Genomic DNA, 14,384 nt, shown 5'->3' with positions numbered 1-14,384 from the left:
GCACCGGCCCCGGCCGCCGCCGGGGGCTGTGGACGACCAGCCGGTTGTGGACAGCGGCGTCACCCGGTGCTCCCCGGGTCCCGTACACTTCTGGTGGCGATCCGGGTCACCGGGTCGACTTCGCACGCCCCGATACGCGACCGGTCGACGGCACGTATCAGCGCCCCTCGGTCCTTCGTGGCACGGCGCACCGCGGGCGTCAGGCGCGGGAGCCGTCCGGCTTCCGCGGCACAACCGAGAAACACAAGGAGAAACGGCCATGGCCGTCGTCACGATGCGGGAGCTGCTGGAGAGCGGCGTCCACTTCGGTCACCAGACCCGCCGCTGGAACCCGAAGATGAAGCGCTTCATCTTCACCGAGCGCAACGGCATCTACATCATCGACCTGCTCCAGTCGCTGTCGTACATCGACCGCGCCTACGAGTTCGTCAAGGAGACCGTCGCCCACGGCGGCACGGTCATGTTCGTCGGCACCAAGAAGCAGGCGCAGGAGGCCATCGCCGAGCAGGCCACCCGCGTCGGCATGCCCTACGTCAACCAGCGCTGGCTGGGCGGCATGCTCACCAACTTCTCGACCGTCTACAAGCGTCTGCAGCGCCTCAAGGAGCTCGAGCAGATCGACTTCGAGGACGTCGCCGCGTCCGGTCTGACCAAGAAGGAGCTTCTCGTGCTCTCGCGCGAGAAGGCCAAGCTGGAGAAGACCCTCGGTGGTATCCGCGAGATGTCCAAGGTGCCCAGCGCCGTCTGGATCGTGGACACCAAGAAGGAGCACATCGCGGTCGGCGAGGCCCGGAAGCTCAACATCCCGGTCGTCGCCATCCTCGACACCAACTGCGACCCCGACGAGGTCGACTACAAGATCCCGGGCAACGACGACGCGATCCGCTCCGTCACCCTGCTCACCCGCGTGATCGCCGACGCCGTCGCCGAGGGCCTCATCGCCCGCAGCGGTGTGGCCACCGAGGGCAAGGGCGAGAAGGCCGCGGGCGAGCCGCTGGCCGAGTGGGAGCGCGACCTGCTCGAGGGCGAGAAGAAGGCCGAGGAGGCCCCGGCCGCCGAGGCCCCCGCCGCGGAGGCCGCTCCGGCCGCCGAGGCCGAGCAGCCGGCCGAGGCCGCCGAGGCCCCGGCCGCCGAGGCGCCCGCCGCGGACGCCGAGCAGGGCTGACCCCCCACCCCCTTCGGGTACCGGACGGCGGGGGCCCACCGGCCTCCGCCGTCCGACCCGTAGATCTTCGGACTTCGAGAGAGATTCCAGAATCATGGCGAACTACACCGCCGCCGACGTCAAGAAGCTCCGGGAGCTCACCGGCGCCGGCATGATGGACTGCAAGAAGGCGCTGGACGAGGCCGACGGCAACGTCGAGAAGGCCGTCGAGGCGCTCCGCATCAAGGGCCAGAAGGGCGTCGCCAAGCGCGAGGGCCGCTCCGCGGAGAACGGCGCGGTCGTCTCGATCATCGCCGACGACAACTCCTCCGGCGTCCTGGTCGAGCTGAAGTGCGAGACGGACTTCGTGGCCAAGGGCGACCGCTTCCAGAACGTCGCCAAGACCATCGCCGAGCACGTCGCCAAGGCCGCCCCGGCCGACCTGGAGGCCCTGCTCGCCTCCGAGATCGAGCCCGGCAAGACCGTCCAGGCGTACGTCGACGAGGCCAACGCCAACCTCGGCGAGAAGATCGTCCTGGACCGCTTCGCGCGGTTCGCCGACGGCTTCGTCACCGCGTACATGCACCGCACGATGCCCGACCTGCCCCCGCAGATCGGTGTCCTCGTCGAGCTGGACAAGCCCAACGCCGAGGTCGCCAAGGGCATCGCGCAGCACATCGCCGCGTTCGCCCCGAAGTACCTCTCCAAGGACGACGTCCCGGCCGACATCGTCGAGGCCGAGCGCCGCATCGCCGAGGAGACCACCCGCGCCGAGGGCAAGCCCGAGGCCGCCCTGCCGAAGATCGTCGAGGGTCGCCTCAACGGCTTCTTCAAGGACGCCACGCTGCTCGGCCAGCCGTACGCGCTGGACAACAAGAAGTCCGTCCAGAAGGTCCTGGACGAGGCCGGTGTCACCCTGAAGCGCTTCTCGCGCATCAAGGTCGGCATCTGAGTCCGCACCGCGACGGACGCACGACCCCGGTAGGGTCGACAGCACCCGCCCGCGTCGCACGCGGGCGGCTGCAGAACTGACGAGGAGGCCATTGCCGCGCATGGGATGCCAGCACCCCACCGGCAGTGGCCTTCTTCGTATGTGCGCCAAGGAAAAGAAGTGAGATTGCGATGACCACCAAGGCCGAGAAGAGCGACGACGGCAAAGTACGCGGCCGGTTTCTGCTGAAGCTGTCCGGAGAGGCGTTCTCCGGCGGCGGGGGCCTCGGCGTCGACCCCGACGTGGTGCATGCCATCGCGCGTGAGATCGCGGCCGTCGTCCGGGACGGCGCGCAGATCGCCATCGTCATCGGCGGCGGCAACTTCTTCCGCGGCGCGGAACTCCAGGTGCGCGGCATGGACCGGGCCCGCTCCGACTACATGGGCATGCTCGGCACCGTGATGAACTGCCTGGCCCTCCAGGACTTCCTGGAGAAGGAGGGCGTCGACTGCCGCGTGCAGACCGCCATCACCATGGGCCAGGTCGCCGAGCCCTACATCCCGCTGCGCGCCGTGCGCCACCTGGAGAAGGGGCGCGTGGTCATCTTCGGCGCCGGTATGGGCATGCCGTACTTCTCCACCGACACCACCGCCGCCCAGCGCGCCCTGGAGATCGACGCCGAGGCGCTCCTCATGGGCAAGAACGGCGTGGACGGGGTCTACGACTCCGACCCGAAGACCAACCCGGACGCGGTCAAGTTCGACGCCCTGGGCTACGGCGAGGTCATCACCCGCGACCTGAAGGTCGCCGACGCCACCGCGGTCACGCTCTGCCGCGACAACAGGCTCCCGATCGTGGTGTTCGAGCTCCTGAAGGAGGGCAACATCGCCCGTGCCGTGAAGGGTGAGAAGATCGGCACGCTCGTGGGTGAGCAGGACAGCCGGGCCTGACCGGATGAACCACGGTGCCCCGCCGGGGGATGGACAATGTCCTGCCGGTCGGGAACCGTGCAGAAGAAGACGCGACGCAGCCGGCCGCCGCCCCGACGAGGAACCGCAGCCGGGCCTACTCAAGACACGCAGGAGCAAGTGGTGATCGAAGAGACCCTCCTCGAGGCCGAGGAGAAGATGGAGAAGGCCGTCGTGGTCGCTAAGGAGGACTTCGCCGCGATCCGCACCGGCCGTGCGCACCCGGCGATGTTCAACAAGATCGTGGCCGACTACTACGGCGCGCCGACGCCGATCAACCAACTGGCCTCGTTCTCCGTGCCCGAGCCGCGCATGGCCGTGGTGACGCCGTTCGACAAGAGCGCCCTGCGCAACATCGAACAGGCCATCCGCGACTCCGACCTGGGCGTCAACCCGAGCAACGACGGCAACATCATCCGCGTGGTGTTCCCCGAGCTGACCGAGGAGCGCCGCCGCGAGTACATCAAGGTCGCCCGCGGCAAGGGCGAGGACGCCAAGGTCTCCATCCGCGCGGTGCGCCGCAAGGCCAAGGACGCCATCGACAAGCTGATCAAGGACGGCGAGGTCGGCGAGGACGAGGGCCGCCGTGCGGAGAAGGAGCTCGACGACACCACCTCGAAGTACGTCGCCCAGGTGGACGAGCTCCTCAAGCACAAGGAAGCGGAGCTGCTCGAGGTCTGATGAACGACTCTTCCTGGGGGGCGCCGCCGCAGACCGGGTACTGGGGGCCGTCCGACCAGGGGCCTGTCCAGGGGGCTGCCCCGGCGGGTCCCGCGTACGACGCGCACTCCGCGCAGCAGACTCGCCCCATGCCCATCGTGCCCGACGTACCCGAACACGGCGGAGACCAGGATGAGGGCCGGGGGGCCGCTCGGCCGGGCGGCCCCGCGTTCCACGACGATCCCGCGGCGCGGCCCTACCAGGCGGCGCCGCGGAATCCGGAGCCCCTGCCCGACGCCCCGCAGCCGGTGCCCCGGCCGCCGAAGAAGAGCGCCGGGCGCGACCTGGGCGCCGCGATAGGGGTCGGTCTCGGACTCGGCGTGGTCATCATCGCGTCACTGTTCGTCGTCAAGGCCGCGTTCGTCGCGGTCGTCGTCGTCGCCGTCGTGGTCGGCCTGTGGGAACTGACCAAGCGACTGGAGGAACGCAAGGAGATCAGGGCGCCGCTCGTCCCGCTCGCGATCGGCGGCGCGGCCATGGTCGTCGCCGGTTACGTCCGGGGCGCCGAGGGCGCCTGGGTCGCCATGGCGCTCACCGCGCTGGCGGTGCTGGTGTGGCGGATGACCGAACCGCCCGAGGGCTACCTCAAGGACGTCACCGCGGGCGTGTTCGCCGCGTTCTACGTGCCGTTCCTGGCCACCTTCGTCGCCCTGATGCTGGCGGCCGACGACGGGCCCTGGCGGGTGCTGACCTTCCTGGTGCTGACGGTGGTCAGCGACACCGGCGCCTACGCGGTGGGCTGGCGGTTCGGCCGGACCAAGCTGGCCCCCCGGATCAGCCCCGGCAAGACCCGCGAGGGCCTGCTCGGCGCGGTGTCGTTCGCGATGGTGGCGGGCGCGCTGTGCACGCAGTTCCTGATCGACGACGGCGCCTGGTGGCAGGGCCTGCTGCTGGGCCTCGCGGTCGCCGTCAGCGCCACCCTCGGCGACCTCGGCGAGTCGATGATCAAGCGCGACCTCGGCATCAAGGACATGGGCACCCTGCTGCCGGGCCACGGCGGCATCATGGACCGCCTGGACTCCCTGCTGCCGACCGCACCGGTGGTGTGGCTGCTGCTGGTGATCTTCGTCGGCTCGGGTTGACAGCGGTCGGGTACGCTGGAAGGGCTCGCGGCATCACACCGCGGGCCCTTTCCTTGTCCCCGCCGACGCGGGGACGATCCCGTGAGGTCTCCTGGCTCCGGCATGGCCCTGCCGTCGTCCCCGCGCCGCCGGGGCTGCCACAGGCCCGTCGTCTTGAGGAGTTGTCCGACCGTGGCCCGTCCCGCCCCCGGTGAGCTGACCTTCGCCGCCCCCCGCGGAGCCAAGAAGCCGCCGCGGCACCTCGCCGACCTCTCGCCCGCCGAGCGCAAGGAAGCGGTGGCCGCGGCCGGCGAGAAGCCGTTCCGCGCCCGGCAGCTCTCCCAGCACTACTTCGCGCGCTACGCGCACGACCCGGAGCAGTGGACCGACATCCCCGCCGGTTCCCGCGAGCGGCTCCGGGAGGCGCTGCTGCCCGAGCTGATGACGGTCGTACGGCATCTGTCGACCGACGCGGGCACCACCCGCAAGACGCTGTGGAAGCTGTTCGACGGCACGCTCGTGGAGTCGGTGCTGATGCGCTACCCGGACCGGGTGACCATGTGCATCAGCTCCCAGGCGGGCTGCGGGATGAACTGCCCGTTCTGCGCCACCGGCCAGGCCGGTCTGGACCGGAACCTGTCGACCGCCGAGATCGTGCACCAGATCGTGGACGGGATGCGGGCGCTGCGGGACGGCGAGGTCCCCGGCGGCCCGGCGCGGCTGAGCAACATCGTGTTCATGGGCATGGGCGAGCCCCTCGCCAACTACAACCGGGTCGTCGGCGCCATCCGCCGCCTCACCGACCCCGAGCCCGACGGCCTCGGCCTGTCCCAGCGCGGCATCACCGTGTCGACCGTCGGCCTGGTCCCCGCCATCCACCGCTTCGCCGACGAGGGCTTCAAGTGCCGGCTGGCCGTCTCGCTGCACGCCCCCGACGACGAGCTGCGCGACACCCTGGTGCCGGTGAACACCCGCTGGAAGGTCCGCGAGGTGCTGGACGCCGGGCTGGAGTACGCCGCGAAGTCCGGGCGCCGGCTGTCCATCGAGTACGCGCTGATCCGGGACATCAACGACCAGGCGTGGCGCGGCGACCGGCTCGGCCGGCTGCTCAAGGGCAAGCCCGTGCACGTCAACCTGATCCCGCTGAACCCGACGCCCGGCTCGAAGTGGACCGCCTCCCGGCCCGAGGACGAGCAGGCGTTCGTCGAGGCGATCGCCGCCCACGGTGTGCCGGTGACCATCCGGGACACCCGTGGTCAGGAGATCGACGGGGCGTGTGGGCAGCTCGCCGCCAGCGAGCGGTAACCTGACCGGCGGCGCCAGGACATCCACACCGTCCCGGCACAGCCATCATCCGACATCTTCATATTCCGACAGGGGAGCGCCACAGCGCTGAGAGTGCGGCACCGGCCGCAGACCCTCCGAACCTCGCCCAGGTCATTCTGGGTAGGGAGATCGGTCACCACTCGAGCTGTTGCGCCCTGCCCGGGTCCCCGACGAGGGGCCCCGGGCAGGGCCGCGTCTCTTCCTGGAGCGTCCCAGGAGGAATCCAGTGAGCATCACCAAGAAGGCCGCCGTCCTGGCCGTAGGGCTCGGCCTGGTCACCGTGTCCGCGTGCGGATCGTCGTCCGGCGGCGACGAGGGGTCCGGCGACTCCAGGACCGTCACCCTGGTCAGCCACGACTCGTGGGCCGCGTCCAAGAGCGTCATCGCCGCCTTCGAGAAGGAGTCCGGCTACCGGGTCGAGGTCCTGGAGGACGGCGACGCCGGGCAGGCCGTCAACAAGGCGATCCTGACCAAGGACAACCCCCAGGGCGACGTCCTCTTCGGCGTCGACAACACCCTGCTCTCCCGCGCCCTGGACAACGGCCTGTTCCAGCCGTACGAGGCCAAGGGCCTGGACCGGATCGACGAGCGGTACCAGCTCGACGCCGGCAAGCACCGGGTCACGCCCGTCGACTACGGCGACATCTGCGTCAACTACGACAAGGCGTACTTCCGCGACCACAAGCTGACCCCGCCCGCCTCCTTCGACGACCTGACCGAGCCCGCCTACAAGGACCTCCTCGTCACCGAGAACGCCGGCACCTCCTCGCCCGGCCTCGGCTTCCTGCTCGGCACCGCCGCGCGGTACGGCGACGGGGGCTGGGCGGCGTACTGGAAGAAGCTGAAGGCCAACGGGGTGAAGGTCGTCGACGGCTGGGAGCAGGCGTACAACGAGGAGTTCTCCGGTTCGGCCGGCGGCCGGAAGGCGGGCGGCGACCGGCCGCTGGTCGTCTCGTACGCCTCCTCGCCGCCCGTCGAGGTGGTCTACGCCGACCCGCAGCCCAAGACCGCGCCCACCGGAGTCGCCACCGGCACCTGCTTCCGGCAGACCGAGTTCGCGGGGCTGCTGAGCAACGCGCGCAACCCCGAGGGCGGCAAGGCGCTCATCGACTTCCTGATCAGCAAGCGGTTCCAGGAGGACATGCCGCTGAACATGTACGTCAACCCGGTGGTCTCCGGTACGAAGCTGCCCGCCGTCTACACCGGCAACATGCCGGCCGTGGAGCGCCCCGAGACCATGGCCCCGGCGAAGATCGCCGAACACCGTGACGACTGGGTCAAGGCGTGGACCTCGCTCGTACTGAAGTAGCCGGAGCGGCCGTCCGGCGGCGCGCGGGCGCGGCGCGGCTCGCCCTGATGGCGGTGCCCGTCGCGTTCTTCGCGGTGTTCTTCGCCTACCCGGTCGCGGCGATCGTCGCCCGGGGGCTGAAGGACGACTCCGGATGGCACCTCGGCCGGATCGCGGAGGTGGTGACCGCCGCCGATGTGCGGCACGTGCTGTGGTTCACCACCTGGCAGGCCCTGGCCTCCACCGCGCTCACCCTGCTGGTCGCGCTGCCCGGCGCGTACGTCTTCGCCCGGCTGGACTTCCCCGGCAAGCAGGTGCTGCGGGCCGTGGTCACCGTGCCGTTCGTGCTGCCCACGGTGGTGGTCGGCACGGCGTTCCTGGCGCTGGTCGGCCGGGGCGGGCTGCTGGACGAGCTGTGGGGGGTGCGGCTGGACACCACGGTGTGGGCGATCCTGCTCGCGCACGTGTTCTTCAACTACGCCGTCGTCGTGCGCACCGTCGGCGGCCTGTGGTCCCAGCTCGACCCGCGCCAGGAGGAGGCCGCGCGGATGCTCGGGGCCTCCCCGGCGGCGGCCTGGCGCCGGGTCACGCTGCCCGCGCTGGGGCCCGCGGTGGCCGCCGCCGCGCTGATGGTGTTCCTGTTCACCTTCACCTCCTTCGGGGTGGTGCAGATCCTCGGCGGGCCCACCTTCTCCACCCTGGAGGTGGAGATCTACCGGCAGACCTCCCAGGTCTTCGACCTCGCCACCGCCGCCGTACTGACCCTCGTCCAATTCGCCGCGGTCGCCGTGATCCTCGCCGTGCACGCCTGGACGGTACGGCGGCGGGAGACCGCCCTGAAGCTGGTGGACGCCGCGGCCACCGCCCGCCGGCCGCGCGGCGCCGGGCAGCGGGCGCTGCTGGCCGGGGTGCTGGCCACCGTCGCGGTACTGATCCTGCTGCCGCTCGCGGTCCTGGTCCAGCGCTCGCTCGACGGCGGCCTCGGCTACTACCGGGCGCTCACCCACGAGGACGGCGGCGCCTTCCTCGTCCCGCCCGTCGACGCCATCGGCAACTCCCTGCGGTACGCCCTCGCCGCCACCGCCATCGCCGTACTGATCGGCTCCCTCGCCGCCGCCGCGCTGGCCCGCCGGGACGCGGGCCGCCTGGTGCGGGGCTTCGACGCGCTGCTGATGCTGCCGCTCGGGGTGTCGGCGGTGACCGTCGGCTTCGGGTTCCTCATCGCGCTCGACGAGCCGCCGCTGGACCTGCGCTCCTCCTGGCTGCTGGTGCCGCTCGCCCAGGCACTGGTCGGCGTTCCCTTCGTGGTACGGACCATGCTGCCGGTGCTGCGGGCGGTGGACGCCAGGCTGCGGGAGGCGGCGGCGGTGCTGGGGGCGTCGCCGTGGCGGGTCTGGCGGGAGGTCGACCTGCCGCTGGTGCGGCGGGCGCTGGCGGTCGCGGCCGGCTTCGCGTTCGCGGTGTCACTGGGGGAGTTCGGGGCGACGGTGTTCATCGCGCGGCCCGACAACCCGACGCTGCCGGTGGCCGTGGCCCGACTGCTGGGGCGGCCCGGGGAGCTGAACTACGGCCAGGCGATGGCCCTTTCGACGATTTTGATGATCGTGTGCGCGGTGGCGCTGCTGGTGCTGGAGAAGCTGCGGACCGACCGGACCGGGGAGTTGTGACCATGCCGCCCAGCCTGCCCAGCCTGCTCAGCCTCGAAGGCGCCACCGTCCGCTTCGGCGGGCGGCCCGTGCTCGACGCCGTCGGCCTCGAGGTCGCCGAACACGAGATCGTGTGCGTGCTCGGGCCCAGCGGCAGCGGCAAGTCCACCCTGCTGCGGGCGGTCGCCGGGCTCCAGCCCCTGGACGCCGGGCGGGTGCTGCTCGACGGACGGGACCAGACGGGGGTGCCCGCGCACCGGCGCGAGGTCGGGCTGATGTTCCAGGACCACCAGTTGTTCCCGCAGCGTGACGTGGCCGGCAACGTCGCCTTCGGCCCCCGGATGCACGGCGCGTCCAAGGCCGAACAGGCGGATCGGGTACGGGAGCTGCTGGAGCTGGTCGGACTGCCGGGCGCCGCCCGCCGGTCGGTGGCGGCGCTGTCCGGCGGTGAGCAGCAGCGGGTGGCGCTCGCCCGGGCGCTCGCGCCCCGGCCCCGACTGCTGATGCTGGACGAGCCGCTAGGCCAGCTCGACCGCTCGCTGCGGGAGCGGCTCGTCGTGGAGCTGCGGGAGCTGTTCGGCCGCCTCGGCACCACGGTGCTCGCCGTCACCCACGACCAGGGCGAGGCGTTCGCGCTGGCCGACCGGGTGGTGGTGATGCGCGACGGGCGGATCGCCCAGCAGGGCACCCCGCTGGAGGTCTGGCAGCGGCCCGCCGACGCGTTCGTCGCCCGGTTCCTCGGCTTCGACAACGTGGCCGGCGCCACCGTCACCGGCACGGTCGCCGACACCCCCTGGGGCAAGCTGCCGGTCCCCGAGGGCGCCCCGCAGGGCAGCCGCACGGTCCTGGTGCGCCCCGCCGGGGTCCGGCTCGTCGCCGCCGGCACCGGCCTGCCCGGCACGGTCACCGCCCGCACCTTCCGCGGCACCCATGTCGCCGTGCACGTCCAGCCCGGGGGCGCGCCCCGGCTGGAGGCGGCGTGCGCGCTGCGGGACGCGCCCGGCGTGGGGGACGCGGTGGGCGTGGAGTTCGACGCGGCGGAGATCGTGGTGCTCGGCTGACCGCGCGCCCCGGAAGCGGTGCCGGTGCCCGGACACGGCGATGGCCCGCCCCCAGGAGGGGACGGGCCACCGTAGGACGGGCGGGGCGTCAGCCGTTGCTGTTCGCTCCACGGCGCCGCAGGCCGAAGAAGACCGCGCCGCCGCCGACGACGACCAGCACGGCCGCGATGCCGACGATCAGACCGGTGTTGGAGTTGGCACCGGTCTCGGCGAGGTTGGAGTCACCGGCCGCGGGCGAGGGCGCGTTGCTCGCGTCACCGGCCGGGACGGTGCTGTCGCTCGGCGAGGCGGTCGGCGACGACGGAACCGGGCTCGGCGACTCGGACTCCTCCTCCGCCGGGGTGGAGGACGACTCGGACGGGGTGGGCGTGGGCGTCGGAGTCGGGGACTCCTCCTCCTCGCCGCCGCCGCAGGCGGTGTCCGGGGTGGTGACGCCACCCTTGATGTCGTCGTCGACGTACGGCTTCGCCAGCACGTGGATGCGGTACGTCGTCTTGGGCTTCCAGTCCTCGGCGAAGGTGATGGTGGTGCCCTCGCGGGAGCCCTTCACCTCCTGCGAGCCGACCTCGACCTCGGTGCCGTTGTCCTGTCGGTAGACGGTCACCGTGGCGGGGACACCGGAGGGGTCCACGTCGGTGACGGTGATGACGCCCTTGTCGCCTTCGCACTTGGCGGCGGCGGTGAACTCGCCGATGTTGCAGGCGAACGCGTTGCCTGCGGCGCCGATGGCGAGGGCGGCCGTGGCGGTGGCCACGCCGAGGGCGCGGACGCTGCGGCGGGAGGCCGCGCTTCTGAGTATGGGCAGGGGCACGGTGGTCCTTTACCGGATACGTGGATGCGGGGGGTTCACCCGGGACCGGCGTCCACACTTTCGTGACACTGTGGTCCCAGGAGGCTCACAGGTCTATTGGCAGCGCACGACCGGTGTCAACGCACATGTCGGGTAAGGGTGTTGACTTTACCCTCTTATTAACCTCCGTGACGTTTCAGGGCCGCCGGCGCGTCCTCGATCCGGTCGACCAGGACGATCCGGGACTCCATCGACCGGCCCCGCGCCAGCGCCCGCAGCAGCGGCCACGCCGGCAGCCTCTCCGTCCAGTGCGCCCGGTCCACCAGCACCATGGGCGTGGGCTCGCCGCGCGACTCGTAGTAGTTCGGCGTCGCGTTGTCGAAGATCTCCTGTACGGTCCCGGCGGCGCCCGGCAGGAACACCACCCCCGCGTTGGAGCGGGCCAGCAGGCCGTCCTCGCGGGTGGCGTTGGCGAAGTACTTGGCGATGCCCGACGCGAAGGCGTTCGGCGGCTCGTGCCCGTAGAACCAGGTCGGGATGCCGACCGAGGCGCCCCCGCCGGGCCAGCGCTCCCGCACCTCGAAGGCGGCGCGCGCCCACTCGGTCACCGACGGGGTGAAGGACGGGGCCTTGGCGAGCAGCAGCAGCGCCTCCTCCAGCATCCCGTCGGTGAAGGGGGCCGCGTAGGCGCCGAGGTTGGCCGCCTCCATGGCGCCCGGTCCGCCGCCGGTCGCCACGGTGAGTCCGGCGCGCGCCAGTTCGCGCCCGAGCCGGGCGGCACCGGCGTACGCCTCGGTGCCGCGCGCCATGGCGTGGCCGCCCATGACGCCCACCACCCGGGCGCCGGCGAGGAGTTCGTCGAGCGCGTCCGAGACGGCGTCGTCGTGGACGGCGCGCAGCATGGAGCCGAAGATGTCCCCGTCGGCCTTGGTCCGCTGGAACCAGGCGTACGCGAGCGCGTCCGGAGTCGCCTCGTACCCGTCGTCCAGACCGGCGAACAGCTCGTCGGGGGAGTAGACGAAGGCCCGGTACGGGTCGAAGGGCAGGCCGGGCACCGGCGGGAAGACCAGTGCCCCGGCGGCGCGCACGGCGGTGGCTGCGTCCGGGTCCATCGGGCAGCCGAGGAAGACGGCGCCCTCGGTGCCGACGGAGGTGAGCACCTCCGTACGGTCCGTCAGGTCGACGGCCTGCACGCGGTAGTGCGCAAGCGTGCCGTCCCGGGCGACGACCTCGTCGAACTCGGCGAGGGACTCGATCTCCCGGTCGTGCGAGGCGTGATGCGGCTGGGCGGGTATCAGAGGGGCGTCCACCCGCCCATGCTAGGGCCGCCGTTCGTACGCCTGTCCGTCAGCCCTGGATGGCCGCCGGGTCCATCCAGGCGACCTCCCAGGTGTGGCCGTCGAGGTCCTCGAAGGCACGGCCGTACATGAAGCCGAGGTCCTGGGTCTCGCCGGTGACCCGGCCGCCCGCCGCGACGGCCTTCTCCACCAGCTCGTCCACCTTCTCGCGGCTCTCGGCGCTCAGCGCGATCAGCACCTCGCTGTGCGTCCGGGAGTCGATGATCTCCTTCTTGGTGAACACCGAGTACTTCTGCGGGGTGTGCAGCATCGCGACGATGGTGTCGCTGATCGGGACCGAGACGGTGCTGTCGTCGCTGAACTGCTCGTTGATCGAGTACCCCAGCTCCGTGAAGAACTTCCTCGAGGCGTCGAGGTCGTTGGTCGACAGGTTCACGAAGATCATCTGCTGGTACATGCGGGCCTCTTCTGTCGGTGTCATGCCGTTCGCAGGGGTAGACCGGGGAGCCCGCTCGAACTCATCGCCGAACGCGGAGATTTCTCCGGTCTTTTTCCCGCTGATCCGTCACGCCCGGGTCAGCGGCAGCGCGGCCAGCTCGGCGACGGCCAGGGTCAGCGGGCCGAACAGGGCCAGCAGCGCTCCGGCGCGCAGGGCGGCGGCGCGGCGCAGCAGCCCGGCCGGCGCCCCCATGCGGGCCAGCGCGGCCGTGGTCTCGGCGCGGGCGTGCTTCACCTCGACGGCGGCGGTCAGCAGCGTGGCCACCGAGCAGCCCCCGACGACCAGCGCGCCGAGCGTGCGCAGCGGGCCCAGGGACGGCCCCTCCGGGGCGTACAGCACCGCCGCCGCGTACGCCGCGGAGGCCACCGCGCAGACGACGCCCAGGGGGCGGCCGATGCGGTACGCCTCCTCCATCAGCACCCGCCCGGCCAGCAGGCGCAGGGCGCCGGGCCGGACCGCCTGGAGGAGCCGGCCGCACAGATGGGTCAGGCCGGGTCCGGCGAGGGCCAGCCCGAGCGCGGTCAGCGCCCAGCCGGCGAGCACACCGGTGCCGGCGCCCCGGGTGCCGTCGGCCATGGCCTCGACGGCGAGACCGACGGCCAGCAGGGTGACGCCCCAGGGGAGGAGGGTGGTGCCGTGCCGGGGGGTGGGTGCGGGTCCGGGGGTGGTGGAGGCGGGGGCGGTGGGGTCGGCCTCCGGGGATGGGGATGGGGACGGGGACGGGGACGGGGACGGGGCTGAGGTGCCGGGCTGGTGGGTGGTGACGGTGGTCCGGGTACCGGCGGGCGTGGTGGTCGCCGGGGTGCGCGTCGGGTGGACGCGGGCCTGGAGGACGCCGCCCGCCGCGATGCCGGCGGCGCCGGTGCCCGTCCCGTTCGCGGGGCCGTCCTGCGCGGTGCCGTCCGGTGCCCGGGTCCCGGGCGGCGTCGTCCGCGCGTCGGCGGCCCGTCCCGGCGCGCGGCGGGCGCCGAAGCGGCCGTACGCCCCGAAGGTCTCCCGCCTCGCCAGCCCGTACGCCCCGAAGCGGCCGTACCGGCGACCCGCGCCCTCCGCCGGTGCCGGGTGGGACTCGCGCGGGCGGTGGGTGAAGGCCACCGCCGCCGACGCGGACGCCGGTACCAGCGCCAGCAGGGTCAGCACCGCCGGGTACGGCAGCGGCAGCCCGGCCGCGAGGGAGTCGGCGGCGCCGCCGTCGAAGGGCAGACCCGTGAGGTCGCCGCGCAGGTGCAGGAAGACGGCCAGCGCCAGCAGGGAGCCGAGCGCGCAGGCCAGGGCCGTGGTGACCGCCGACAGGGCCATCAGGCGGCCGGGGCCGATGCCGATCGCCGACAGGCCGGGCCGGGGCCGGGCGACCGGGTCGGTACGGGAGACGGCGACGGCGAGGTACACGGTGGCGACGAGCGGCGCCGCGCACCAGGCCAGGCGCTGGGCGGAGGCGGCGGGCGCGTCCTGGTGGTTCAGCGCGTGACCGAGCGAGCACAGCAGCAGGAAGCCGGTGCCCGCCGACGCCGCCGAGACCAGCAGCCGACGCAGATGGACGGCGAGGTGCGGCCGGCGGCTCAGACGGAGAGCGAGCACGCGGCACGTCCCTCCGGCCCGACGACCCGCGGGGCCGGCCCGGCGCTCCCGGCCGCCCCGCCCGTTCCGGCGGC

At 72.4% G+C, this 14,384-nt stretch carries 13 protein-coding genes; 9 read left to right on the top strand and 4 right to left on the bottom strand.

Going from position 1 to position 14,384, the window contains the following annotated elements:
• Positions 1 to 259 precede the first annotated feature (259 nt).
• The 9 genes from rpsB to IE316_RS25910 all read left to right on the top strand — a co-directional run bounded on the left by rpsB (position 260) and on the right by IE316_RS25910 (position 10,145).
• Positions 260 to 1,165 carry a 30S ribosomal protein S2 gene (gene rpsB, locus IE316_RS25950; protein WP_190206901.1) on the top strand — a complete coding sequence of 302 codons (906 nt, stop codon included), beginning with the start codon at positions 260 to 262 and terminating at the stop codon, positions 1,163 to 1,165.
• 94 nt (positions 1,166 to 1,259) lie between these two features.
• Positions 1,260 to 2,096 carry a translation elongation factor Ts gene (gene tsf / locus IE316_RS25945; RefSeq protein WP_190206900.1) on the top strand — a complete coding sequence of 279 codons (837 nt, stop codon included), beginning with the start codon at positions 1,260 to 1,262 and terminating at the stop codon, positions 2,094 to 2,096.
• A gap of 170 nt (positions 2,097 to 2,266) precedes the next feature.
• Complete coding sequence (pyrH, locus tag IE316_RS25940) at positions 2,267 to 3,025, top strand: UMP kinase (protein ID WP_190206899.1); 759 nt, start codon at positions 2,267 to 2,269, stop codon at positions 3,023 to 3,025.
• Between the two features lie 141 nt (positions 3,026 to 3,166).
• Entirely contained in the window at positions 3,167 to 3,724 is a 558-nt protein-coding gene (frr, locus tag IE316_RS25935) for a ribosome recycling factor (protein ID WP_190206898.1), read from the top strand.
• Complete coding sequence (locus tag IE316_RS25930) at positions 3,724 to 4,845, top strand: phosphatidate cytidylyltransferase (protein WP_190206897.1); 1,122 nt, start codon at positions 3,724 to 3,726, stop codon at positions 4,843 to 4,845. Before frr ends, IE316_RS25930 begins: the two co-directional genes overlap by 1 nt.
• A 171-nt stretch (positions 4,846 to 5,016) precedes the next feature.
• Positions 5,017 to 6,129 (top strand): dual-specificity RNA methyltransferase RlmN, encoded by a 1,113-nt coding sequence (gene rlmN / locus IE316_RS25925; protein WP_190206896.1) that lies wholly within the window; start codon positions 5,017 to 5,019, stop codon positions 6,127 to 6,129.
• 247 nt (positions 6,130 to 6,376) lie between these two features.
• Positions 6,377 to 7,459: a thiamine ABC transporter substrate-binding protein gene (locus IE316_RS25920; RefSeq protein ID WP_190206895.1), complete on the top strand. Its 1,083-nt coding sequence runs from the start codon at positions 6,377 to 6,379 to the stop codon at positions 7,457 to 7,459.
• 47 nt (positions 7,460 to 7,506) lie between these two features.
• A complete protein-coding gene (locus tag IE316_RS25915; protein ID WP_190207048.1) occupies positions 7,507 to 9,105 on the top strand; it encodes an ABC transporter permease in 1,599 nt (532 codons plus the stop codon).
• Between the two features lie 2 nt (positions 9,106 to 9,107).
• Complete coding sequence (locus IE316_RS25910) at positions 9,108 to 10,145, top strand: ABC transporter ATP-binding protein (protein ID WP_190206894.1); 1,038 nt, start codon at positions 9,108 to 9,110, stop codon at positions 10,143 to 10,145.
• Positions 10,146 to 10,233: 88 nt separating this feature from the next.
• On the opposite strand, the gene IE316_RS25905 is transcribed toward IE316_RS25910, so the two are convergent.
• The 4 genes from IE316_RS25905 to IE316_RS25890 form a co-directional block, all read right to left on the bottom strand.
• A complete protein-coding gene (locus IE316_RS25905; protein WP_190207047.1) occupies positions 10,234 to 10,950 on the bottom strand; it encodes an LAETG motif-containing sortase-dependent surface protein in 717 nt (238 codons plus the stop codon).
• Between the two features lie 164 nt (positions 10,951 to 11,114).
• Positions 11,115 to 12,245 (bottom strand): LOG family protein, encoded by a 1,131-nt coding sequence (locus IE316_RS25900; protein ID WP_373311305.1) that lies wholly within the window; start codon positions 12,243 to 12,245, stop codon positions 11,115 to 11,117.
• A 37-nt stretch (positions 12,246 to 12,282) separates the two neighbouring features.
• Positions 12,283 to 12,690, bottom strand: coding sequence for a VOC family protein (locus IE316_RS25895; RefSeq protein ID WP_190207045.1), 408 nt, complete (start codon positions 12,688 to 12,690; stop codon positions 12,283 to 12,285).
• A 108-nt stretch (positions 12,691 to 12,798) separates the two neighbouring features.
• On the bottom strand, positions 12,799 to 14,310 hold the full coding sequence (locus IE316_RS25890; RefSeq protein WP_190206893.1) for a hypothetical protein: 1,512 nt from the start codon (positions 14,308 to 14,310) through the stop codon (positions 12,799 to 12,801).
• Positions 14,311 to 14,384: the final 74 nt, after the last annotated feature.

Source organism: Streptomyces fumanus, from assembly GCF_014655295.1.
Taxonomy (GTDB): domain Bacteria; phylum Actinomycetota; class Actinomycetes; order Streptomycetales; family Streptomycetaceae; genus Streptomyces; species Streptomyces fumanus.
This window is presented reverse-complemented; position numbering and strand designations above follow the sequence as displayed.